The sequence below is a fragment of the Gulosibacter sediminis genome (genome assembly GCF_030011715.1).
Taxonomy (GTDB): domain Bacteria; phylum Actinomycetota; class Actinomycetes; order Actinomycetales; family Microbacteriaceae; genus Gulosibacter; species Gulosibacter sediminis.
This window is the reverse complement of the sequence record NZ_JASCYH010000024.1, coordinates 13920-36291: the sequence shown is the minus strand read 5'-3', so window position 1 is coordinate 36291 and position 22372 is coordinate 13920. Positions and strand designations below refer to the sequence as shown.

Genomic DNA, 22372 nt, shown 5'->3' with positions numbered 1-22372 from the left:
GCATCACGCACCCAGGTCTGCAGCGCGGTCTTCGAGATCCCGAGATCCTTGCACACCACCTTCTGCGCGATGCCGGACTCCACAAGCGCGACAGCATCCCGCTTGAACTCGTCCGTGTACTTGATCGGCATGACTGCCATCCTTCCAGCGCAACCCTCTCAGGATTACGCGGTCAAAGACTCAACCAAACCTTCAGCAGACCCGTCGACGGATACGACCCACCCACCTCCAAAGCATGGAGTGTCGTGGCGAAGGGCCGCGCCGGCGCAATCAGCCAGGTTCACGACCTGATGGACACCGTGGACCTTCCGCCCTTTCCGTGGCAGGCCGGTGAGAAGAAGCGGTTCATTCGCATCCACCCCGACCTGATCACCGGCCGCCGTTTCGCCGTGGCCGACCCTGACATATGGCGAACGCCGCTATCGGACGGCAGATGTGCATCGCCGGAATAGGACGTCCTTCCAGCAAACCCCATGGAGAGTGACCCATGACCTACGTAATCGCCCAACCCTGTGTGGACGTCAAGGACAAGGCCTGCGTCGAAGAATGCCCGGTCGACTGCATCTATGAAGGAGAGCGGTCGCTGTACATTCATCCAGACGAGTGTGTCGACTGTGGCGCCTGCGAGCCGGTCTGCCCGGTTGAGGCCATCTATTACGAGGACGACGTCCCGCACCAATGGGCAGAGTATTACAAGGCCTATGTCGAATTCTTCGACGAACTCGGTTCACCGGGTGGTGCCGTCAAGCTCGGCAACACCGGCCGGGACCACCCCCTGGTTGCGGCATTGCCACCGCAAAACCAAGATGTCGGCCTTTAGGTCGGCCCCTTCGCCCGCTTTGCGTCCGTGCCGGGGGAAGCTCGTAGGGAGCAGCCCACACAGGTGACGCCACTGCAAGAAGGTCAAGGGCGGGTTCGAGTTGCACCGGATACTGCCCAGGAGGCCGCCACGCCGCAGCGGCACCCGACTATCGAGGTGTGGCTACGTGTTCAAGCGCATCGATATCGAGAATCGTGACCTCCCGGCGCCCGTGCAATTCGATAAGGCCGGAGGCAGAGAGCGCGGCAAGGCGTCGACTCAGGGTCTCCGGTGTCGTGCCGAGGTACGCCGCGATTTCCTGTTTCGCCATCGGAAGTCTCACCGTGGCCGCTCCGTCCCGCGTGGTGCCAGGTAGGTCCAGGAGGTAGGCCGCGACACGGGCATTGACATCGCTGGAGGTGATGGCGGCCAGCAGTCGCTCGACGGAAGAGAGGCGGTCGGAGAGCGTCCGCAGCATCCGCTGACTGATGTCGGGGTAGTCACGAAGTAGGACTGCAAGGTCGGCATGGTCGAACACGCACATCCTGCTCTCTTCCAGCGCGACGGCGAGATCGTTCGGACGGTGGCCCGTCAGGAAGGCACGTTCACCCACGACGTCACCGTCGGTCACCGTTCGCAGGATCTGCTCCTGACCATTGGCGGCCGCGTGGCTGACCTTGAGCTGTCCACTGTGCATCACCAGCAGGCGCGAGACCGGCTGTCCGGGCGCATAGACGATCTCCCCCTTTTCGGCGAGTACCGGGCGGGCGAAGTCCGCAACACGCAACTGTTCCTGACGGGTGAGGCCTTGGAAGATCGGGACGCGGGTGACGCACAAGTCATCCTCGGGCATGACACCACTTTATCCCACGCCGACCCGACGCGACCGTAACGGACGGGCCAGCGGCGCTCGGGGAGGAGCCCCGCGAACTTGATCTATGTCAAGGAGTTCGCGGCACGGCGAACCTACGGTGAAGGTGTCAGTAAGAAACACCAAGACGGAAGGATTCCACAATGACCACCGCGACCACAACCCACACCATCCTCCGCGCGGAAGGTTTTTCCTGCCCTTCCTGCGTGGCCAAGATCGAGAAGCAGGTCGGCCGCCTCAAGGGTGTCCAGAACGTGAAGGTCCACTTCGCCTCCGCCCGCATCGAGATCGACCACGACGCCGAGCGCGTTTCGGTGGATGACCTTGTTGCCGCCGTCGTGAAGGCCGGCTACAAGGCCACGCCCGCGGCCTTCTAACGCCAGCGGGCCCCACAGGGCCCGCTCACATTTCCCCCTTCATCCTGCCGGTACGCCGGCTCAAGACGCAGAAAGGTCGTACCCGAAAGTGAACAGGCTCCAGAAATGGGTCTATGGAAACTGGTCCGTTCCCGTCGTGTCCGGCGTGATCATCATCATCTCGTTCGCCCTCCAGTGGCTGGGCGGAGGTGTCGCCAACCCCGCCGTCAGCCCGCAGTGGTGGCTGGACGCCGGCACCCACGCCGCGCATGCCAGCGCGGCCTTCACCCTCGGGGATGTCTTCATGATCGCCGCGGCCGCCGTCGCCGGCTACGGGATCGTACTCAAGGCGGTTCGCGCGCTGATCGCCAAGGTCATCGGCATCGACCTGCTGGTGTCGGTCGCGGCCATCGGCGCTGTCATCATCGGCAACTTCTGGGAGGCCGCGGCGGTGACGTTCCTGTTCGCCATCGGCCACGCCCTGGAAGCTGCCACCTTGAACAAGACGCGCTCGGCACTGGCCGAACTGGTCGCTGTCGCCCCGGATTCCGCGACCGTCGTGCGCGACGGTCAGCAACAGGAGGTCCCTGCCGCGCAGGTGAGAATGGGCGAGATCGTGCTGGTCAAGAACGGCGCGAAGGTCCCCGTCGACGGTCGAGTCGTCTCGGGCACCGGCGCCATCGATGAGGCCTCGATCACCGGCGAATCGATCCCGGTGGAAAAATCCAAGGGCGGACAGGTCTTCGCCGGCACCGTCTCCCGCGGCGGTTTCCTGCAGGTGCTGGCCACCGGCATCGGTGCCGATACCACCCTAGCCCGGATCATTCACCGGGTCGAGGAGGCCCAGGACGCCAAGGCCCGCACCCAGGCGTTCATCGACCGCTTCTCCGGCTGGTACACCCCCGCGGTGATGGTGCTGGCCCTGGCGGCCGGACTGATCTCCGGCGACGTGGTGCTGGCCCTGACTCTGCTGGTCATCGGCTGTCCCGGCGCCCTGGTGATCTCCATCCCGGTCGCGATCGTGGCCGGCATCGGCCGCGCCGCCCGCAACGGCATCCTGATCAAAGGCGGCGAATTCCTGGAGACCTCGGCGAAGATCTCCGCGGTCGCCGTGGACAAGACCGGCACCCTGACCGAGGGACGCCCGCAGCTGACCGACGTCGTCGTCCTGGACTCGGCGTTGGAGCGCAGCGAGGTGCTGCGCTGGGCTGCCGCCGCTGAGGCCGGCTCCGAACACCCGCTGGCCCGTCCCATCCTGGACACCGCCCAGGCCGAGGGAGTAGGCCCGCACGGCATCCCCGGCACGGTCACCCCGGTCCCCGGCAAGGGCATCGTGTCCGATGTCGACGGTTGGCGGGTGCTGATCGGTAACCCGCCGCTACTACTCCAGTACGGCGTTGTCGATGACGGCAGCGCCGCCCAGGCGGCGGAATCGCTGGCCGCCGAGGGCAAGACGCCGATGATCGTGGCGGTCGATGACAAAGTGATCGGCGTCGTCGCCGTCGCCGATCAGGTCCGACAGGATGCACCCGAGATGGTCGCCCGCCTGCACCGGGCCGGCGTGGAGAAGGTGGTCATGCTCACCGGTGACACCCGGCTGGTGGCCGAGGCCGTCGGGAAGGCGACCGGGATCGACGAGATCCACGCCTCCCTGCTTCCCGAGGACAAGCTGGACGTGGTCGCGCAGCTGCAGCAAGAGGGCCACACGATCGCCATGGTCGGCGACGGCGTCAACGACGCCCCGGCCCTGGCCACCGCGAACATCGGCGTGGCGATGGGGGCGGCCGGCTCGGCCGTAGCCGTGGAGACCGCGGACATCGCCCTGATGGGCGACAACCTGCTCAAGCTGCCGGAAGCTATCGGATTGGCCAAGCGGACCGTGTCCGTCATGCGGCAGAACATCGCGATCGCCCTGATCACCGTGGTGCTGCTGCTGGCCGGCGTCTTCGCCGGCGGAGTGACCATGTCGATCGGCATGCTCGTCCACGAAGCCTCCGTACTGGTGGTCATCGCCAACGCGATGCGACTACTGCGCAACGCCCGCGGCTCCACCACGATGCCCAAGAGCGAGAGGGCCACCGGAACAGCGGCGCAACAGGTCGACGCCTGACATCGAACCCGCGTAAGCGGCAAACAGGTACCCAGCCGCTACCGCTCCCGGCGCGGGACACACCGACAAATTCACAACATCGACCCGAACACCGAAAACGAAAAACGCAACTGGAGGAGAGCAATCATGAACGGAAAGAACTTCACCCTGGGAGACAACGTCGAGCATTTCACCATCGCGGACGTGGCCCGGGACAACCCCGACTTCCGGAAGGTGCTGTGGACCGGTGAACACGCCCAGATCGTGGTGATGACCATCCCGCCCGGCGGCCAGATCGGCGACGAGGTCCACGAGCACACCGACCAGATCCTGACCTTCGTCTCCGGCACCGGCGAAGCCGATCTCAACGGCCACACCCACCCCATCGATGCCGGTGACCAATGCGCGGTACCGGCCGGGGCCCGGCACAACTTCCGCAACACCGGCGACGAGCCGCTGGTGCTCTACACCATCTACAGCCCACCGGAGCATGCTGCCGGCGCCGCCTTCGCGACCCGGGAGGAAGCCGACGCCGCCGAAGCCGCCGGTGAGGACGAACCCCCTCGGCTCTGACCCCCATCGTCACGTTATCTAGGGCACTAAGACACACCGCTCAGATCAGAAGGAGATCGCATTCATGTCCAAGGTCTACGTCTTCACCGACTACGGCGGACCCGAAACCCAGCAGCTGATCGCCCGGCCTATTCCGGAGCCTGGACCCGGGGAACTGGCCATCGAGGTCCGGGCCGCCGGTGTGAATCCGGCCGACTGGAAGATGCGCGAGGGCCGGCTGGGTCGTGCCTGGTCGTTGCCGGCGCCGATGGGCCGTGAAGCCGCCGGCGTGGTCATCGCGGTGGGCGGCGGGACCGAAGGCTTCGCGGTGGGCGATGAGGTGCTCGGCCTGGTGGCGCCCGGGCAGGGCGGACTGGCCGAGCACACGCTCTTGAGCGCCTCCACCACTGTGGCCAAGCCCGAGGAGATCTCCTTCATCGACGCCGCCACCATTCCGGTGGCCGCAGCCACCGCCTATGACGCCACCCACCAAATCGAACTGGAACCAGGCCAGACCCTGCTCTTGTTGGGCGCTGGCGGCGGGGTGGGGCTGATGGCCGCGCAGATCGGCCGGGTACACGAGTTCACGGTCCTCGGCGTGGCCGACGTGGCCAAGCGGGAACTGATCGAGTCTACCGGTGCGGCCTTCATCGGATCCGGTTCGGGCGTGGCCGATCGCGTGCGAGAAGTCGCTTCCAGCGTTGACCTGATCGTCGATCTCGTCGGCGGTGACGCGCTGCGTGCCGTCGCCGATCTGGTGGCCGATCCGGGGCGGATTATCTCCGCGGCCGATCCGGACGCCGCGGTCGAACTGGGCGGCCGGGGCTTGGCACGTACGACTGAGGCCATGGGGAAGATCACCGAGGTGATCCAGTACGGGCTGGTCGACCCCCATGCGGACACCCAGTACGACCTCAATGACGCAGGTCAGGCGATCGCAGCCGTGGAGACCGGGCACGCCGGCGGCAAGGTCGTCGTGGTTCCCGAAGGCTGATCAGCCATGCCGGGCGTGGGGGGCGAGTTGCGTACTGCGGATGCCCTTACGCAACGCGTCCATCATGGCCCGATCTGCGTCGTCGCTGACGAGGGCGCGAACCTCGTCCCTGGCACGTGATGATGTCAGCCGCACTGGTGCGGACTCGCCGAACTCGGGAAGGTCGACCTGACGTGACCAGCGCCGACCTTCCGGCGCTGGACGCCCACGCCCACATCGCTCCCGACGTCACCCGAGACCAAATCACAGCCCTCGGCGACGCCGTCGTGTTCGCTATGACCCGAAGCCTCCACGAAGCTAGTCAGGTCAAGAACCGGCGCGATCACTCGCTCATCTGGGGGCTCGGTATCCATCCGGCAGTCGCAACCGCCCGCGCCGCATGGGACCCGGAACGGTTCAAAGATCTCCTCCGTTCCTTCGCGCTAGTTGGCGAGATCGGCCTGGACCGCCGCGGAGGCGACTGGGCTCGGCAGTGCTCCATCTTCCAAGACATACTGACCATCGTGCGCAGCGAGCCCGTGCTGGTCTCCATTCACAGCTCCGGAGCGACAACCGAGGTCGTCCAGTACCTTACCGATGCCAAGACGCGCGGAGCGATCCTGCACTGGTTCAACGGAGATGACACCGATGTCAAGCGGGCGATCGACGTCGATGCATACTTTTCGGTCAACGCTGCAATGTCCGAAGATCAGATCCGACGACTTCCGCGGGACCGGGTTCTGTGCGAGACCGACTTTCCCGCACGCAAGGTGCGTTCCCGCAGACCAGCCGACACAGGACGCATCGAGCTGCTGCTGAGTCGGGCCTGGGGTACAAGCCCACAAGAGGTTCGCGCAGCGACCTGGTGGAACCTGCGCACGCTCAGCGAGCGCTCCGGTGCCATCGAGCGCCCACCCGAACCTGTCGCGGACACGCTCTTGTACCTATAGTTTCCTGAACCTCCGCATTCGAGGGAGCGGTGCGACGAAGACGCACACCTCGCTCGCGCAACAGTGACGCTAGCCGCTGCCGACTCACGCCGACTTCCGTGGCTATCGTGCGCAGCGTCTCACCGGCCGCGTATTGAGCCTCTGCCGAAAGGAGCACCTCACCGCTGACCCTTGCCTGCTGTCGGACGTGAGACTCCTCGCGACGGACACCATGCCGCGCACGAAGACGGATCGCGCGGTGCATCAAACTCAAGCGGGCCAGCGGCGGGGCAAGTTTCGACAAGCCTCCCGCTAGGTCCACCATTGTGATGAGTCGGGACATATGTCCCAGATGAGTCACGAGATATGTCACTCAACGAGAGCCTGGCCATCGGCCAGGCTCTCGTTGTTTGTTTCTCCAGTAGCCGCGGTCGGGGTCGATGTCGTGGGTGGAGAGCACTTCGCCGGTGGTGAGGTGGGTGACGGTGACGGTGGTGTCGTCGGCGATCGCGAGGACGTATTCGAAGGCGTTGCGGCCGCCGCAGTGGCGGGTGGTGTAGACGCGGCCGTTGTCGGTGAGGGTGGACGCGGGTGGGCCGTGGCGTTCGATGTTCGCGAGGAAGCTGGTGACGACGTCGTCGCCGGTGACTGGGGTGTGGACGGTGCAGGAGAGCAGGTATCGGTCGTGGTCGTCGAGCCAGTTGAGGACGAACCGTCCCGAGATCTGCGCCGCTGCTATGCGGGGGAGCGGCGCTCTCCTGAGCGCGGCTGAGTAGGTAGGCTCGAACGCGTCGGGGCTGACCGTTCCGAGGCTAACGTGGAGTCTGCGGGCGTTGTACAGGTCGACCAAGTCAGGGTAGCGAAGTCGATGATGGCGATCGTCTTGTGCTGGCCGTCGCGGAAGAATTCCGTGTGTCCGCACTCGGCTTGGTAGATCTCGTTGATCGACTCCTTGAGCGCGATCTCGTGTGCGTTGCCGAGGGACCCAACGCATAAGGATCGGACACAAGCGGTGGTGGATCGAAACCGTGCCGATCGGCCAGCGACACGAAGAAGGCCGCTGCCGCCCGTGTATGGCGGGCGGCAGCGGCCGTCGCATCAGGATTGAACGCTATGAAGAGAGGCGATCAGGTTCGACGTCGCCCGACTCGAGTGTCGTGGTCGGGCCGGTGACGACATCCACGAGCGCGTTCTCGTGTCGCTGCGCCTCGAGCTGCTCGGCTTCGGCCCCGCCGATCGCCTCGCCGCGCGCGACGAGCCCGGCCTGATCCGAGAGCGGGATCTGCTTGAGGAACAGCGCGAGGATGAACGCGAGCGCGATGAACGGCAGCAGGTACCAGAACACGGGCGCAAGTGCGTCGGCGTAGGCCGAGATGATGCCCGTGCGCACGTCATCGGGAAGCGCGTTGAGCGTCTCCGGGTCGATCGTCGAGGCGGCCTGGGATGCCGCATCGGCCGACGCCCCGCTCGTAGCGAAGACGTTCACGAGGTTCTCGGTGAGCCGCGTGGTGAAGATCGTGCCGAACACCGCGGTGCCGAGCGACGCGCCGACCTCACGGAAGTAGTTGTTCGTGCTCGTCGCGGTGCCGATCTCGTCGGCGGGCACCGCGTTCTGCACCACGAGCACCACGACCTGCATGATCAGGCCGAGGCCAACGCCGAAGACGAACAGGAACACACAGATGAGCCAGATCGGCGTCTCCGCGGTGAGGCTCGTAAACGCGACCATCGCGAGCGCCGTGACGACCGTGCCCAGGATCGGATAGATCTTGTACCGACCGGTCTTCGTGATGAGCAGGCCGGAGGCGATCGAGGTGCCCATCATGCCGACCATCATCGGCACGAGGAGCAAGCCCGAGACCGCGGCCGAGGTTCCGGAGGCCATCTGCAGGAACGTCGGGATGAAGCCGATGGCGGCAAACATGCCGATTCCGAGCATGAGTCCGATCGCGGTGGCGTTGATGAAGACGGGGTTGCGGAAGAGGCTCAGCGGGATGATCGGGTCTTCGGCGCGCGCCTCGGTGAAGACGAACGCGGCTGCCGCCACGACGAAGCCCGCGCCCCACGCCCAGGTCGCGAGCGAGCCCCAACCGAAGGCGGTGTCGCCACCGAAGTCGGCGAAGAAGATGAGGCAGACCGTTGTGATTGAGATGAACACGACGCCGAGAATGTCGATGCGCTTCTCGGGCTTGCGTGACGGCAGCTGGAGCGCGAAGTATGCGATCGCGAACGCTGCAATGCCGATCGGGATGTTGATGTAGAACGCCCACTGCCAGGTGAGGTGGTCGACAAAGTAGCCGCCGAGGAGCGGGCCGGCGACGGCCGAGAGGCCGAACACGGCGCCGAGCGGGCCCATGAACTTGCCTCGCTCGTTCGCCGGCACGATGTCGGCGATGATGGCCTGCGACAGGATCATCATGCCGCCGCCGCCAAGGCCTTGCGCGGCACGGAAGATGACGAACGCCCAGAAGTTGCCCGCGAAGGCGCAGCCGATCGAGGCAAGCGTGAAGATCGCGATCGCGATCAAGAACAGATTGCGGCGGCCGAGGACGTCGCCGAACTTGCCGTAAATCGGCATGACGATCGTGCTGGCGAGCAGGTAGGCGGTCGTGATCCACACCTGGTGGTCGACGCCGCCGAGCTGGCCGACGATCGTCGGCATGGCGGTTGACACGATGGTCTGGTCGAGGCTCGACAACAGCATGCCCGCGATGAGGGCGCCGAAGATGAGCCAGATTCGTCGCCGAGTGAGCAGGAATGGTGCGCCCTGCGCTGCGGAGGTTGGCATTAGCTGGCTTTCTGCGGGGTGGTGAATTCGGCTCGGGCGATTCGCACTCGCTGCAGGAGCAACTCGCGCGGTGATTCGGTCGAGTGGTGGTGGATGAGTTGGTCGAGAGCGAGCCGGATGAGCGCGCCGATGCCGTGCACGATCACCTCGGCTCGAAGTTGCGTCTCTGGGCTGTCGCCCAAGCGCCGCGTGATGAGTTCGACGTCGCGGAGCTCGTTCTTGTGGAGCTCTCTGAACGCGGCCTTGATCAGGCGAGGCTCGTCTTCGATCGCCGCGAACATCGCCTCGGTGTCTTCGACGGGGTTCACGATCTCCCACCGGGAGATGATCATCTCGACGAAGTCGTCGATCAGGTCGCCCCGGGCAGCAACGAAGTCCTCACCGATCGCGTGTTCGCGGGGGTCGGCCGTCGCGAAGCCATAGCCGAGCACCGCGTTCTCTTTGCACTCGAAGTAATTGAAGAAGGTGCGCCGGGAGACGCCAACTGAGGAACAGAGTTCTTCGATCGTGAAACCGGAGAAGCCAAGTTCGGAGGTCAGCTGGCGGGCATGACAAGTTAACGCCCGGGAAGTTTCGCGTTTGCGCTGCTCCCGGGCGTCAGTTGCACTCTCAATCACAGAGTGCAAGTCTGCACTATTGTTAGTGAAACTGCAATTGAAATTTTGGTAACGCGGAGTGCGGCTCGTCCGCGGTATCGGCGCGGGGCGTCGCTAGCTGAAATACGTCTCGAGCAGGCGTAGCCAAACCTCACTGATGGTGGGGTAGGAGGGCACCGCGTGCCAGAGCCGGTCGACGGGCACCTCGCCGACGATCGCGATGGTGGCGGAGTGCAGAAGCTCGCTGACGTCCTGGCCGACAATGGTGGCGCCGATGACGACGCGTCGGTCTTCGTCGACGACGAGCTTGGCCCGGCCCGTGTAGCCGTCGGCGTGCAGCGCCGAGCCTGCCACTGCGCCAAGGTCGAACTCGACGGCCCGGATGCGAAACCCACGCCCGCGCGCGCGGGCTTCGGTGAGCCCGACGCTCGCGACCTCGGGGTCGCTGAACACGACGTGGGGCACCGCGTCGTGGTCGGCCGTCGCGACGTGGCGGCCCCAGGGCGCATCATCGAGGGGCTGACCCCGTAGGCGCGCGGCGATTGCTTCGCCAGCGGCGCGTGCCTGATATTTGCCCTGATGGGTAAGGAGGGCGCGCCCGTTCACGTCGCCGACCGCGTAGAGCCAGTCGGTGCCAGTCACGAGCATGGTGTCGTCGACCTCGAGCGCGTCGACTTCGGCGGCCTCGAGTCCGAGCCCGTCGGTGTTGGCGCGTCGACCGGTCGACACGAGTAGCTCATCGGCCTCGAGGATCGTGCCGTCGTCGAGCTCGATGCGGACTGCGTTGCGGCCACCATCGTTCGTGGGGAATCGGTCGACTCGACGCGGCGAGACGCCCACGCGCACCTCGGCACCGGCCTCGACCAGCGCATCCGCCACGAGCTGGCCAACGAATGGTTCTTCTTGCCGCAGCAGGCCGCTGCGCGCGAGCAACGTGACCTTCGAACCGAGCGAGGCGTAGGCGAAGGCGAGCTCGACGCCCGCGACGCCGCCACCGAGCACCGCCAGCCGGGGCGGTACCGACCTCGCGGAGGTCGCATCGCGCGTGCCCCAGGGCTCGGCCTCGGCGAGGCCCGGGATGCTCGGCAGCGTTGGCACGGATCCGGTCGCGAGCGCGACGGCACTCGCGGAATAGGTGTGCTCGCCGACCTGGACGCGACCCGGCGCCGCGAGCCGCCCCGTGCCGCGGAGCAGCTCGATGCCCGCCGACTCGAGCCACGCAGCCTGACCGTCGTCGCGCCAGTTGCTCGTGAACGCCGTGCGGCGCCGGAGCACCGCCTCGACGTCGATCTCGCCAATGGCCTGCTTCGCGCCGTCGACACGTCGCGCTGCGGCGAGCGCCTGGCCGCTGCGGAGGAGTGCCTTCGACGGCATGCACGCCCAGTATGAGCATTCGCCGCCGACGAGTTCGGCCTCGACGATGGCCGCGCGCAGGCCCTGCTTCGCGGCGTAGTCGGCGACGTTCTCGCCGACGGGGCCCGCGCCGATGACGACCAGGTCGTAGTCGACGGCGCGTGGCCCGACGGGTGCGTTCTGCGTTGACATGTCAGCTCCTGCGATCGAACGAATGCGCCCAGCGAAGCACAGCTACTCGGGCCAAACCCCAGAACTTCCGCGTCGGTGGGATCCCATGAGGTGGGTGTCGATCATGCCGACGGCCTCCATGAGCGCGTACATGGTGGTCGGGCCGACAAACGAGAATCCCTCCTTGCGGAGCGCCTTGGCCAAAGCGACCGATTCCGCCGACCGGCTCGGCACCTCCTCAGCTGACCGTGGCGCCGGCGTAACGGCCGGCTGAAACGACCAGACAAACTCGCTCAGCCCGCCTTTGTCGCGCAATTGCACCGTGGCGCGGGCATTGCCGATGGTGGCCATGATCTTCGCGCGATTGCGTACGATTGCCGCGTCACCGAGCAGACGTTCGACGTCGCGCTCGTCGTACTCGGCCACGACGTCGGGGTGGAAGTCGTCGAACGCCGCGCGGAAGGCGGGCCGCTTGCGCAGGATTGTCGCCCACGACAGCCCGGACTGGAAGGCCTCGAGGCTGAGCCGCTCGAACATGCCGTGCTCGTCGCGCACCGGCATGCCCCATTCGGTGTCGTAGTAGTCGCGCAGCAGTTCGTCGCTGCTCGCCCAGAGTGGCCGGGCGAGACCATCGTCGCTGATGACGAGGCCGGGGGTCAGGTCGATAATGGAGGGCTGAGTCGCGGTAGGGGTGTGGTCGCTCATGTCGTCTGCTCCAGTTCGAGAAGGGTGGATTTGGCGTCGAGGCCGCCGATGTAGTCGCCGAGGGTTCCGTCGGCGCGCAGCACGCGGTGGCACGGCACCACGATGGGGAGGGGATTGGTCGCGCACGCGGTGCCGACCGCGCGCACGGCCTTGGGATTGTCGACGTGCTCGGCGACCTCACGGTAGGACTCGGTGCGCCCGTAGTCGATGTGCGGCAGGTACCGCTGCACCGACTGACGGAAGCCGTTGGAGAGCGCGAAGTCGAGCCGGAGGTCGAACGAGCGGCGGCGGCCGGCGAAGTATTCGTCGAGTTCCCGAGCAGCGTCGTCGAGTTGGTGGGGCGCACGAAGCACTCGGGGGCTGACCTTGGCAGCGAGTCGCTCGAGCACGGCGTCAAAATCCTCGCGCTCATAGGCCACCCGCACGAGACCGCGCTCGGTGGCGGCGAGCAAGAGCGGGCCGACTGGGCTGTCGACGGTGCGGTAGGCGACGTCGAGGAGACCTCGTCGGTTCGCTTGCTCGGCCAAGTGGCCGCGGAGCGAGGTGAGATCAACCGGCCCGAGCGGCGGGTAGTCGGGGGAGAGGTTTGGTGTGGGGCCGGGCATCAGTGGCCTCCCTTCAAGGAGTCTTCAGGTGCAAACGTTGTGCGGAGGGTGCGCATGCCGTTGGCCGCAGCTCGGCGCACCGCGGCCTCGGTGCTGCCAATGAGTTCGGCCGTTTGGGCATGGGTGAGTCCGCCGAAGAAGTGGTACGCGATGGCGAACCGCTGTTGTTCGGGGAGGGTGCCGACAGCGCGCCAAAGGTCATCCTCGTCGCGCTCGGGCACGCCCAGCTCGGTGCGCGATTCGGGCACATCGGCGACCGGGACCGCGTGCCTCGCCCGGGCTCTGGTGACGTCGATGGCCTTGCGATAGGCAACGCGCACCAGCCACGCCTCGACGTTCGTGTCGGGTGGTAACTCTGGCCAGGTTTCAAGGGCCGCCAGAAACGTCTCCGACCAGGCATCGTCAGCGTCGGCGGTCGCCCCGAGCACCGCGCGACAGACGCGCAGCACCGTGACGCCGTGACGCTCGACGGCCTGGTCGAAGGGTTGCTTCATGCTCACACAAGGTAGACGCATCAGAACGGTAAAACGTGACCCCTGTGGATGAGTTTTTTTGTGGGAGTTTTCTTGAGCCGGGTTGCCGGGCGAGTGCGGGCGGACGCGGTGCCAGTTCCTGCCGCATCCGATTTCGGGAAAACGCGGGATGCGCGGGGCGGCCGACCGAAGCCGACCAGTCCCGCGCATCCGCTAGTTCGCGCTAGGCCGACTGCTGCTCGCGTCGGCGCTGCAGCACGAGGAGCGCGCCGCCCGCGACGAGGAGAGCGAGGACGAGCGTGATCATCGGTGCCGTGTTAGCACCGGTCGTCGCAAGGTCGCCGTCGGCTGCAGGGGCCGCCGGGTCGTCATCGGAACTCGGGATTGCCGATGCCGTGGCCAACTCGGTCGCCGTCGCGGACTCGGTCGCCGTGGGCGTGGGCGTGGGCGTGACGGTCGGCACTACCGGCGTCGTCGCGGTGGGTGTGGCCGTCGGCGTGGGAGTCGCGGTCGGCGTTGGTGTGGGGGTCGGAGTGGGCGTCGGCTCGCCTCCATCACCGCCACCGTCTGCCTTGAGCTCTTCGGTCCAGCAGTTGTCTTGCGCGTACAAATCGGTGTACCCCGCGGGAACCAGCACACATGCGCTGAGGGGGCTGCCGGGCACCTCGGCCGTCAACTCGAGGCCAAGTCGCACGGTGACCGATTCACCCGAGGCGAGCTGCGCGTCGCCGGTAATGAGGTAGGTGCCTTCGCTCTCGAGTTCGGCCGTGAAGCCGTCGGTGAGGACGAACGGGTCGCGGGCCTGCATGTTGTCGCCGAGCGTCACGCGAATCGCCACCGGGGCAGTCCGGCCGGCGCCAACCGTAAAAATATCGGAGTTCGTCACGGTAAGCGAGTAGTCGATGGGCGTACCAACGGCGCCGGTGATGCCGTACCAGTCGAGCCCGTAGTCGCCCTCGACCTCGGTATCGAGCGAAAGGTCGACGTCGCTGTTCGCGACAAAGAGCTGACAGGAAGTGAGCGTGCCCGCAGTGAGGGTCAGTGCGTCGCCGAACTCGTTGCCGATGTGTCCCGTGCATCCCCAGAGGTAGACGGACCACTCGCTGATGTCGAAACCGGCCTGGGCGTTGGCGGAGGCACTCAGCACCGGGGTGTAATCACCCGCGGGCACCGATATTTCGCCCTCGGCGGGAATCGCGTGAACCGTGCCCGAGGCATCTCGCAGCCCGAGTTCGAAGTCCGACTCCGTGCCGACCGGAGTGGGTTGGCCGTCGGCTCCATCGCCGATCAAGACCGAGAGGTCGATCGAAACGCGAGGTTCGGCGAGTTGGCCAGCCGGTCGGTACTCGGCGATACAGGCGATCGAGAGTTCGCCGACCGGCACGTTCCAGCCACTCGTGCTGCTACCGGTGACGCTTGCCACGGCGGTCGGGAGCTCGGCGTTGTTCGCGTCGAACTCGTAGCAGGCGAACGTGGCCAACTCGAGGGCGTCTTGGAAAGGGTCGATAGTGACGTGATAGGTGCCGGCGGGTGCGTCATCGGCGTTGATGCCCCAGGGATTGTCCTGCTCAACGCTGTTGTAGCTCGCCGCCGCCGACGTCGCGGTGACGTCCCACGGCTCGTCGTAGGGAAGAATGACGGTCTGCCCGTTCTCATCGAGTACGAAGCCGGATACCGCAAAGAATTGGCCTGGCGCGGCGTTCGCGGCACCGCTGCCGAGGCCGATGAGTCCGGCGCCCGCGAGCGCCCCTAGTGCGACGACCGAGGCCGTCCTTTTCCCGAGTCTTGCTCTGCGCTGCACTACGTTCGTCCTTCGCTCAGGGCGAGAGCACCGCGCTCCCAGGTCACCCCCAGCTCATCGTGACCTCGGCGTTACGAATTCGGAATCACCCGAAGTCAACGACGATCGTTGACGTTTGGTGACTCGACGTCGGGCGTCGTACTCGCCCGCGTGATGAAACCCGACTCGAATGCGAGCACGACCGCCTGCACCCGGCTCGAGAGCCCGAGTTTGCCGAGGATGCGGTTGACGTAGGTCTTCACGGTCTTCTCACTGAGGAAGAGCGTCTCGCCGATCTCGGCGTTCGAGCGGCCCCGGCCGATTTCGCGGAAGACCTCGAGCTCTCGCTGGGTGAGCGTCATGAGCACCTCGGGCACCTCGCCGGGCTCGTCGACGCCACCCGACGAGGCGGGGTTGAGGCCGGCGAAACCCGCGGCCAGGCGTTCCAGCACGAGTGGGTCGAACCAGCGTCGCCCATCCCGAGCTGCCTGCACCGCGAAGCGGAGTTCCTCGGCCGAGCAGGTTTTGAGGAGGTACCCACGCGCGCCCGCCCGCAGGGCCTCGCGCACGTGCTCGTCATCGGGCAGCGTCGTCAGCATGATCACCGCGGCCTGCGGCGTGCGCTCGAGCACCTGGGCGGTCGCGGTGATGCCATCAACGACGGGCATCGCGACATCCATCAACACGACATCGATCGCGTTGTCGGCCACGAACGCTGCGGCCGGTGCGCCGTCGGGCAACGTACCCACCACCTCGATATCCGGCTCGCCCGCAAGAATCGCCGCGATCCCCTCGCGCGAGAGCTCGTGGTCGTCGACGACTACGACGCGGATCACGGCCGCACCCCGTCGCCGTGGCGCAAGCCCTCCGGATCGTCGAGCGGCACGCGGCCGACGGGCCAACTCGCGTTCACCTCGAAGCCGCCGCAGTCACCGACCGGCCCCCAGGTAATAACGCCGCCGCGCGCATCCACCCGGTCGCGCAGCCCGGCCAAACCTGAGCCGGTGCCGACCGAGTCGATCGTCGGCAGCAGCGGCGCTTCGTTGCGCACCATGATGTGTACCCGTCCGTTCTCGAGAGCGACCCGCACGTCGACTCTCGAACCCTGCGCGTAGCGCGAGGCATTCGTGAGCGACTCTTGCACGACACGGTACGCGAGCTCATCGCCGCGTAGGGAGTCGTAGACGTGCGGCGAGACGCGCAGGCCGAGGTCGGCTGCCCCTTCGACGAGTCGCCACACGTCGAGCCCCGCGTCGCTCGGTTGCAGCAGCCGCGCGATGACCGCGAGTTCGCGCGAGGCGTGCGCGGTCGTGACGAGCACACGCCCGAGCGCGGCTTCACTCTCGTCGGGGTCGTCGTCGAGGCGGACGCGCGCGAGCTGCGCCTGCAGGCTCACGCTCGCGATGGCGTGGCTCACGACGTCGTGGAGTTCGCGGGCGACGCGCACTCGTTCTTCGCGGGCCGCGCCGATGCGCACCGCAGCGAGCTGCGCCGTGAGCTTCGCCGCGCGGGCTTCCTCGCGTTGCAACACCGCGTCGCGGTCGCTCCACGCGAGCCCGCCGACGACGCCGAGAAACACGACGAGCAGCGAGAACCCGACGCCCTCGCGGCCATGGTTCATGCCGAGCACGGGTGACGCGATGGTAACGAGCGCGATCGCCCAGGTTCGCTGCCGTGACTCGGCCTGCGCGATGCGCCAACACAGCGCGGCGACAGGGAACGCGCAGGGCGTAAGCGCCTCGGGCGGATGCGGTGAGTCAAGCGCCGCGGTGACGAGCGCCGCGGCCGCCGCGAGCGCCGCCGGGAGAGGGAACTGTCGGGCAAGCAGCGCGGCCGCGGGCAGTATGAGCGCGGGCACGAGGGACACCGGCCGGTACCACTCGCTGTCGAGGGGCGCCGAGAAGAGCAGCATGACGAGGGTACCGACGACCGCGAGCAGCGCGCCGAATATGAGGCGTCGTCGCGGCGTCAGCGGCGGTTTGGCCGGCCCGGAACTGCGCTTGTGCGCCACGGCGGGCGGCACGGATCGAAGGGCACTGAGCGTGACGTGGAGCCGCTGGATCGCGGCCTTCGCCGCATCCTGAATCGCCCGGATGCGGTCGTCGCGTGGCGCCTGCAACGCGAACGTCGTGCGCTGCTGAATCTGCGTGAGGGCGGTGCCGAGCGTGTCGATCGAGTCGTTGACGACGCGCTGCCGCTCGACTTCGGCGACACTCTGGGCGACGCGGGCGACGTCGATCGCCGCGAGCCGTTCGGCCTCGTGCACCGCGGCGAGCGCCGAGTCGGCGCGCCGACCCGCGATGTGGCCGAAGAGCCAGGGCGTGGCATAGACGATGAACTGGGTGGGGATCGACTCGATCGTCGCGCCGTCGCGCAGCAGCGTGGTGCCGATCTGCGCGAGCAAAAACGCCACCCCGACGCTGATGGGCGCGCGCGAGCGCCCCAACATGAACAGGGCCCCGATGACGGGCAGCAGCACCTCGGTGCGCCCGTATTCGACCTCGAAACCCGCCGACATCAGGCTCGCGGCGAGGATCACGACATTGCCGGCGATCGGCCGATTCACGAGCATCGCGGCGCCGGCGACGGATACCGGCACGACGCTCCACACCCACGGCGATGCCGGCGGGCTCAAGAAATAGGTCGTCCACACACCCACGAGAACGACGAAGATCCAGTGCCGGTGGCTGCGCCACCGCAAACCCGCCATGAGGTCACTCTAGAGCGGGCGTGGCGCCTCGGCGAGTGCATTTCGAATGAGAGTTAGAGCCGCTCGATGACGGTCGCGTTCGCCATACCCGCGCCCTCGCACATCGTCTGTAGCCCGTAGCGTCCGCCGCTCGCCTCGAGCTGGTTGAGGAGCGTTGCGAGCAGCCGCGTGCCCGATGAGCCGACCGCGTGGCCGAGGGCGAGGGCGCCGCCGCGCGGGTTGAGCCGCTCCATCGGCGCGCCGGTCTCGCGCTGCCACGCGAGCGCGACCGAAGAAAAGGCCTCGTTCACCTCGAAGGCGTCGAGGTCGTCGATGCCAAGGCCGGCCCGCTTCAGAACGCGTTCGGTCGCCGGGATCGGCCCGGTCAGCATGAGAATCGGGTCGTCGCCGACGACCGAGAACGCGACGAAGCGGGCGCGCGGTCGCAGGCCGAGCGCATCGGCTCGCTCGCGCGACATGAGCAGCGCGGCCGAGGCGCCGTCGGTGAGGGGTGAGGAGTTGCCGGGCGTCACTTTCCAGTCGAGCTCGGGGAAGCGCCGGGTGTACTCGGGCGTCGCGAACGCGGGCGAAAGGCCGGCGAGGGATGCGGAGGTCGTGCTCGGCCGCACCGTTTCGTCGACGAGATGCGCACCCGCCTCGGTTTCGATCGGCACGAGCTCGGCGTCGAAGTCGCCCGCGCTCGCGGCGGCCGCGGAAAGCGCGTGCGAGCGGGCCGCATAGTCGTCGAGCTCGGCGCGCGAGAAGCCCCACTTCGCGGCGATGAGCTCGGCCGAGACGCCCTGGTGCACGAGGCCCTCGGGGTAGCGGGCGCGCACGCGCGGGCCGAGTGCATCCTGCCCCGCGGTCGAGGAGCCGAGCGGCACGCGGCTCATCGACTCGACGCCACACGCGATCACGACGTCCTGGCTACCCGACATGATCGCCTGCGCTGCAAAGGTCGCGGCCTGCTGGCTGGAGCCGCACTGCCGGTCGATCGTCGTCGCGGGCAGGGTGTGCGGAAACCCGGCGGCGAGCACGGCGGTGCGGCCGATGTTGCCGCCCTGCTCACCGACCTGGCTCACGTTGCCGGCGATGACGTCGTCGATGAGTTCGGGGTCGAGGCCAGTGCGCTCGACGAGCTGCTCGAGCACCGAGGCGAGCAGGTCGACGGGATGCACGCCTGAGAGCGCGCCGCCCGGCTTGCCGCGACCCGACGCGGTCCGTACCGCGTCGACGATGACTGCTTCGCGCATCCGTCGCCCCTTTGCTAGCGCGAGCGCTTCGCGATGTCGCGGCCGATGATCTCTTTCATGATCTCGGTCGTGCCGCCGTAGATCGACTGCACGCGCGAGTCGCGGAAGGCCCGCGCGATCGGGTATTCCTCCATGAAGCCGTAGCCGCCGTGCAACTGTAGGCTGCGGGTGATGACGCGCTGCTCGAGCTCGGTCGCCCACCACTTCGCCTTCGATGCCTCGACCGTCGTGAGCTCGCCGTCGTTGAGCGCGAGGATGCAGCGCTCGACGTACGCGCGCGTGATGTCGATCTCGGTCTCGAGCTCGGCGAGGGTGAATCGCACCGTGGCAAGGTCACCGATGGTCTGGCCGAACGCGCTGCGGTTGAACACGTACTCGCGGCCCCAGTCGTAGGCCGTTTCGGCCGAGGCGAGCGCCGCCGCGCCGATCGAGATGCGCTCGCGGGGGAGCCGCTCGAGCAAATAGATGAGACCCTGCCCGGCCTCGCCGAGGAGGTTTGCGGCGGGCACCCGAACGTCGCTGAAGAACAGCTCGGCCGTGTCTTGTGAGTGGAGGCCGACCTTGTCGAGCTTGCGGCCGCGCTCGAAGCCGGGCATGCCGTTCTCGACCACGAAAAGCGAGTAGCCGTGCGAGCCCGCGTCGGGGTCGGTGCGGGCGAACACGAGCACGAGCGACGCGTTCACGCCGTTCGTGATGAACGTCTTCGAGCCGTTGAGCACCCAGTCGTCGCCGTCGCGCTCGGCGTGGGTGCGGATACCCTGCAGATCGCTGCCGGCGCCGGGCTCGGTCATGGCCACGGCGCTGAGTCGCGTGCCGTCGGCCATGCCGGGCAGCCAGCGCTCGCGCTGCTCATCGGTCGCGAGGTCGAGCAAGTAGGCGATGACGATGTCGTCGTGCACGCCGAAGGCCGCGTTGACGCTCGGAGCCTGCGCCCGCGAGAGCTCCTCGTTGATGACCATGCGGAAGCGGTAATCGTCGAGGCCCATGCCGCCGTACTGCTCGGGAATCGCGAGGCCGACGAGCCCGGTCTCGCCCATCTTCGGGTAGAGCTCGAGCGGCAGCCCACCGTCGGCCTCCCACCGCGCGTAGTTCGGCGTGATCTCGCGCGCGATGAAGTCGCGCACCAGCTCGCGAAACTCCTGGTGGTCATCGTCATAGAACGTGGAACGCATTGTGCTTACCTCGCAGCCATTCGAATCGCTCCGTCGAGCCGAATCGTCTCGCCGTTGAGCATGGGGTTGTCAATGATCTGGGTAACGAGGAGCGCGAACTCCTCGGGGCGGCCGAGCCGGGCCGGATGCGGTACCTGCTTGCCGAGCGACTCGCGCGCCGCCTCGGGCAGCGCCGCGAGCAGGGGCGTGTCGAACGTGCCCGGGGCGATCGTGTCGACGCGGATCTGATATTCGGCGAGCTCGCGCGCGATCGGCAGCGTCATCGCGTGAATCGCGCCCTTCGACGCCGAATACGCGGCCTGGCCGATCTGCCCGTCGAAGGCGGCGACCGACGCAGTATTGACCACGACGCCGCGCTCCTCGCCGAGCGGGTCGAGGCGGAGCATCCGCTCGGTCGCGAGCCGAATCACGTTGAACGTGCCGACGACGTTGATCGCAAGCACGCGCTCGAAGCGGTCGAGCGGGTGCGGGCCGTGCTTCGAGACGACCTTGAGGGCCTCGGCAACGCCGGCGCAGTTGACGACGACGCGGAGGTCGCCGAGCTCGGCCGCGGCGTCGAGGGCGGCCGCGACCTGCTGCTCGTCGCGCACATCCGCGTCGGCGAAGGCGATGCCCGGCTCGGCAGCGAGGGCGTCGGTCGCCGGCGTGCCCGGCAGGTCGACGACGAGCACCCGCGCGCCACGGTCGCGCAGCCGTATCGCGGTGGCGAGGCCAAGGCCCGAGGCGCCCCCGGTGACGACCGCTACCTGGTCAGTGACGTCCATGTCGACCTTTCCGCCGACCGCCGCCGTTGGCGGTCGCGCGCGTACCGCCCACCGTAGTCACGCCACCGCAAAAGTTCATGGCGGCGGCGTGCGGCGGCTACTCGCCGCGGAACTCCGGGTCGCGCTTCTCGCGGAAGGCAGCCATGCCCTCCTTCTGGTCGTGCAGCGCGAAGCCCGCGGTGAACGCCTGCTGCTCGTAGCGCACGCCGTCGGTGATGCCGGAGTCCTGCGAGACGCGCAGCGCGTTTTTCATGGCGTAGATGACGGGCAGCGACTTTGCGGCGATCGTCTCGGCCACCTTGGTCGCCTCGTCGAGCAGTTCGGCGGCCGGCACGACGCGCGAGACGAGGCCCGCGCGGTCGGCCTCATCGGCGTGCATGACGCGCGCCGTGAACAGCATCTCGGCGGCCTTGTACTTGCCGATCGCGGCGGGCAGGCGCTGCGAGCCGCCCATGCCGGGAATGACGCCGAGGTTAATCTCGGGCTGGCCGAACTTTGCGGTGTCGGCGGCGAGGATGATGTCGCACATCATCGCGAGCTCGCAGCCACCGCCGAGGGCGAAGCCGGCGACGGCGGCGATGACGGGCGTGCGCATCGCCGTGAAGGCGTCCCAACGAGCGAACGGGCCGTTGAGGAACATGCTCGCGTAACTGCGGTCGGCCATCTCGAGAATGTCGGCGCCGGCGGCGAACGCTCGCTCCGAGCCGGTGATGACGATGGCGCCGATCTCGGGGTCGGCGTCGTACGCGAGCGCGGCCTCGATGATCTCGCCGCTGAGCTGCAGGTTGAGGGCGTTGAGCGCCTCAGGCCGGTTCAGCGTGATGTAGCCGACGCGGTTGCGGGTTTCGGTGAGGATGAGGTCGTACTGCGGCACGGATGCTCCTGACGTGCTGTGGCGGCGCGGGCGGCGGCCCTCGTGTGGCCAATTATGCTGGCGGAATGACAACACCCGCCGAGTACTGGCGCCAGGTGCGCGACGTGAAGCCCGAGCTGCCGGAGGCGGTGCCCGAGGCGTGGGCCTTCGGCGCGACTCAGGAGCACGCCGACGAGCTGCTCGCGCTCGTGCTCGCGGGCACGAAGACGGCGACGGCGTCGTCGTTCTGGGACTATCAGGCGACGGGCGATCCGGTGCCGCGGGCGGGGGAGTTCAGCGTCGTGCTCGACGGCGCGGGGGAGCCGCGCGCGATCATCGAGACGCTCGAGGTGCGCATCCGGCCATTCGGCGAGGTGGATGCGGAGCACGCCTCCGCGGAGGGTGAGGGTGACCGCTCGCTCGCGTACTGGCGCGAGGTGCACGAGCGGTTCTGGCGGCTGCACTCCGAGAACCCGCACGGCTTCGAACCCGACATGGCGGTCGTGTGCGAGCGGTTTCGGCTCGTGTATTCGTGAGCGCGCCGCGGCCACACGTGTCGGTGGCCTTAGGTACGGTGAACTTGTCGATGCGAATTCACCCG

23 protein-coding genes and 1 pseudogene are annotated in these 22372 nt (G+C 67.4%); 8 read left to right on the top strand and 16 right to left on the bottom strand.

The window, feature by feature from the left end; translation table 11 throughout:
- On the bottom strand, positions 1-131 hold a 131-nt coding region (locus QM019_RS08780; RefSeq protein ID WP_282852662.1), incomplete at its 3' end, for a transposase.
- 114 nt (positions 132-245) lie between these two features.
- Between QM019_RS08780 and QM019_RS08775 the strand changes: the two genes are divergently transcribed.
- Together QM019_RS08775 and fdxA are read left to right on the top strand one after the other, a co-directional pair.
- Positions 246-452, top strand: coding sequence for a hypothetical protein (locus tag QM019_RS08775; protein WP_282852661.1), 207 nt, complete (start codon positions 246-248; stop codon positions 450-452).
- A 35-nt stretch (positions 453-487) separates the two neighbouring features.
- Positions 488-820: a ferredoxin gene (gene fdxA, locus QM019_RS08770; protein ID WP_282852660.1), complete on the top strand. Its 333-nt coding sequence runs from the start codon at positions 488-490 to the stop codon at positions 818-820.
- 148 nt (positions 821-968) lie between these two features.
- Here the strand turns inward: fdxA and QM019_RS08765 are convergent, their stop codons facing one another.
- Entirely contained in the window at positions 969-1652 is a 684-nt protein-coding gene (locus tag QM019_RS08765) for a Crp/Fnr family transcriptional regulator (RefSeq protein WP_282826575.1), read from the bottom strand.
- 161 nt (positions 1653-1813) lie between these two features.
- Here QM019_RS08765 and QM019_RS08760 point away from each other — a divergent pair, with 161 nt between their 5' ends.
- The 5 genes from QM019_RS08760 (at position 1814) to QM019_RS08740 (ending at position 6590) form a co-directional block, all read left to right on the top strand.
- Entirely contained in the window at positions 1814-2047 is a 234-nt protein-coding gene (locus tag QM019_RS08760; RefSeq protein WP_249387508.1) for a heavy-metal-associated domain-containing protein, read from the top strand.
- 88 nt (positions 2048-2135) lie between these two features.
- The gene (locus QM019_RS08755; RefSeq protein ID WP_282852658.1) at positions 2136-4136 is read left to right on the top strand and encodes a heavy metal translocating P-type ATPase; all 2001 of its coding nucleotides are present in this window, start codon (positions 2136-2138) and stop codon (positions 4134-4136) included.
- Positions 4137-4262: 126 nt separating this feature from the next.
- Positions 4263-4688: a cupin domain-containing protein gene (locus tag QM019_RS08750; RefSeq protein ID WP_123575383.1), complete on the top strand. Its 426-nt coding sequence runs from the start codon at positions 4263-4265 to the stop codon at positions 4686-4688.
- Positions 4689-4752: 64 nt separating this feature from the next.
- Positions 4753-5661: an NADP-dependent oxidoreductase gene (locus QM019_RS08745; RefSeq protein WP_282852657.1), complete on the top strand. Its 909-nt coding sequence runs from the start codon at positions 4753-4755 to the stop codon at positions 5659-5661.
- A gap of 173 nt (positions 5662-5834) precedes the next feature.
- Complete coding sequence (locus QM019_RS08740; RefSeq protein WP_282852656.1) at positions 5835-6590, top strand: TatD family hydrolase; 756 nt, start codon at positions 5835-5837, stop codon at positions 6588-6590.
- A 490-nt stretch (positions 6591-7080) separates the two neighbouring features.
- Here the strand turns inward: QM019_RS08740 and QM019_RS12935 are convergent.
- The 14 genes and pseudogenes from QM019_RS12935 to QM019_RS08670 form a co-directional block, all read right to left on the bottom strand.
- A pseudogene (locus QM019_RS12935) lies at positions 7081-7278 on the bottom strand (IS481 family transposase); the annotation flags it as partial.
- A 402-nt stretch (positions 7279-7680) separates the two neighbouring features.
- Positions 7681-9357, bottom strand: coding sequence for an MDR family MFS transporter (locus QM019_RS08730; protein ID WP_282852654.1), 1677 nt, complete (start codon positions 9355-9357; stop codon positions 7681-7683).
- Entirely contained in the window at positions 9357-9974 is a 618-nt protein-coding gene (locus QM019_RS08725) for a TetR/AcrR family transcriptional regulator (protein ID WP_282852653.1), read from the bottom strand. The genes QM019_RS08730 and QM019_RS08725 overlap by 1 nt, the downstream gene beginning before the upstream one ends.
- A 93-nt stretch (positions 9975-10067) precedes the next feature.
- Positions 10068-11498 (bottom strand): dihydrolipoyl dehydrogenase family protein, encoded by a 1431-nt coding sequence (locus QM019_RS08720; RefSeq protein ID WP_282852652.1) that lies wholly within the window; start codon positions 11496-11498, stop codon positions 10068-10070.
- 42 nt (positions 11499-11540) lie between these two features.
- Entirely contained in the window at positions 11541-12182 is a 642-nt protein-coding gene (locus QM019_RS08715) for a DNA-3-methyladenine glycosylase I (protein ID WP_282852651.1), read from the bottom strand.
- Entirely contained in the window at positions 12179-12787 is a 609-nt protein-coding gene (locus QM019_RS08710) for a methylated-DNA--[protein]-cysteine S-methyltransferase (RefSeq protein WP_282852650.1), read from the bottom strand. Before QM019_RS08710 ends, QM019_RS08715 begins: the two co-directional genes overlap by 4 nt.
- Positions 12787-13281: an RNA polymerase sigma factor gene (locus QM019_RS08705; RefSeq protein WP_282852649.1), complete on the bottom strand. Its 495-nt coding sequence runs from the start codon at positions 13279-13281 to the stop codon at positions 12787-12789. Before QM019_RS08705 ends, QM019_RS08710 begins: the two co-directional genes overlap by 1 nt.
- 202 nt (positions 13282-13483) lie before the next feature.
- A complete protein-coding gene (locus tag QM019_RS08700) occupies positions 13484-15061 on the bottom strand; it encodes a hypothetical protein (protein WP_282852648.1) in 1578 nt (525 codons plus the stop codon).
- Positions 15062-15156: 95 nt separating this feature from the next.
- Positions 15157-15876 carry a response regulator transcription factor gene (locus QM019_RS08695; RefSeq protein ID WP_282852646.1) on the bottom strand — a complete coding sequence of 240 codons (720 nt, stop codon included), beginning with the start codon at positions 15874-15876 and terminating at the stop codon, positions 15157-15159.
- Complete coding sequence (locus QM019_RS08690; protein ID WP_282852645.1) at positions 15873-17750, bottom strand: sensor histidine kinase; 1878 nt, start codon at positions 17748-17750, stop codon at positions 15873-15875. Before QM019_RS08690 ends, QM019_RS08695 begins: the two co-directional genes overlap by 4 nt.
- 53 nt (positions 17751-17803) lie before the next feature.
- Positions 17804-18982 (bottom strand): thiolase family protein, encoded by a 1179-nt coding sequence (locus QM019_RS08685; protein ID WP_282852644.1) that lies wholly within the window; start codon positions 18980-18982, stop codon positions 17804-17806.
- A gap of 14 nt (positions 18983-18996) precedes the next feature.
- Entirely contained in the window at positions 18997-20154 is a 1158-nt protein-coding gene (locus QM019_RS08680) for an acyl-CoA dehydrogenase family protein (RefSeq protein ID WP_282852643.1), read from the bottom strand.
- 5 nt (positions 20155-20159) lie between these two features.
- Positions 20160-20918, bottom strand: coding sequence for an SDR family NAD(P)-dependent oxidoreductase (locus tag QM019_RS08675; protein WP_282852642.1), 759 nt, complete (start codon positions 20916-20918; stop codon positions 20160-20162).
- Positions 20919-21015: 97 nt separating this feature from the next.
- Positions 21016-21792 carry an enoyl-CoA hydratase-related protein gene (locus QM019_RS08670; protein ID WP_282852641.1) on the bottom strand — a complete coding sequence of 259 codons (777 nt, stop codon included), beginning with the start codon at positions 21790-21792 and terminating at the stop codon, positions 21016-21018.
- 65 nt (positions 21793-21857) lie between these two features.
- Here QM019_RS08670 and QM019_RS08665 point away from each other — a divergent pair, with 65 nt between their 5' ends.
- Complete coding sequence (locus tag QM019_RS08665) at positions 21858-22307, top strand: ASCH domain-containing protein (protein WP_282852640.1); 450 nt, start codon at positions 21858-21860, stop codon at positions 22305-22307.
- Positions 22308-22372: the final 65 nt, after the last annotated feature.

Bases quoted from the DNA above. Each gene is read 5' to 3' on its own strand.
- QM019_RS08680 (WP_282852643.1), bottom strand. From the start codon at position 20,154: ATGCGTTCCACGTTCTATGACGATGACCACCAGGAGTTTCGCGAGCTG.
- QM019_RS08675 (WP_282852642.1), bottom strand. From the start codon at position 20,918: ATGGACGTCACTGACCAGGTAGCGGTCGTCACCGGGGGCGCCTCGGGC.
- QM019_RS08710 (WP_282852650.1), bottom strand. From the start codon at position 12,787: ATGCCCGGCCCCACACCAAACCTCTCCCCCGACTACCCGCCGCTCGGG.
- QM019_RS08745 (WP_282852657.1), top strand. From the start codon at position 4,753: ATGTCCAAGGTCTACGTCTTCACCGACTACGGCGGACCCGAAACCCAG.
- QM019_RS08685 (WP_282852644.1), bottom strand. From the start codon at position 18,982: ATGCGCGAAGCAGTCATCGTCGACGCGGTACGGACCGCGTCGGGTCGC.
- QM019_RS08760 (WP_249387508.1), top strand. From the start codon at position 1,814: ATGACCACCGCGACCACAACCCACACCATCCTCCGCGCGGAAGGTTTT.
- QM019_RS08730 (WP_282852654.1), bottom strand. From the start codon at position 9,357: ATGCCAACCTCCGCAGCGCAGGGCGCACCATTCCTGCTCACTCGGCGA.
- QM019_RS08715 (WP_282852651.1), bottom strand. From the start codon at position 12,182: ATGAGCGACCACACCCCTACCGCGACTCAGCCCTCCATTATCGACCTG.
- QM019_RS08705 (WP_282852649.1), bottom strand. From the start codon at position 13,281: ATGAAGCAACCCTTCGACCAGGCCGTCGAGCGTCACGGCGTCACGGTG.
- QM019_RS08690 (WP_282852645.1), bottom strand. From the start codon at position 17,750: ATGGCGGGTTTGCGGTGGCGCAGCCACCGGCACTGGATCTTCGTCGTT.
- QM019_RS08720 (WP_282852652.1), bottom strand. From the start codon at position 11,498: ATGTCAACGCAGAACGCACCCGTCGGGCCACGCGCCGTCGACTACGAC.
- QM019_RS08765 (WP_282826575.1), bottom strand. From the start codon at position 1,652: ATGCCCGAGGATGACTTGTGCGTCACCCGCGTCCCGATCTTCCAAGGC.
- QM019_RS08665 (WP_282852640.1), top strand. From the start codon at position 21,858: ATGACAACACCCGCCGAGTACTGGCGCCAGGTGCGCGACGTGAAGCCC.
- QM019_RS08750 (WP_123575383.1), top strand. From the start codon at position 4,263: ATGAACGGAAAGAACTTCACCCTGGGAGACAACGTCGAGCATTTCACC.
- fdxA (WP_282852660.1), top strand. From the start codon at position 488: ATGACCTACGTAATCGCCCAACCCTGTGTGGACGTCAAGGACAAGGCC.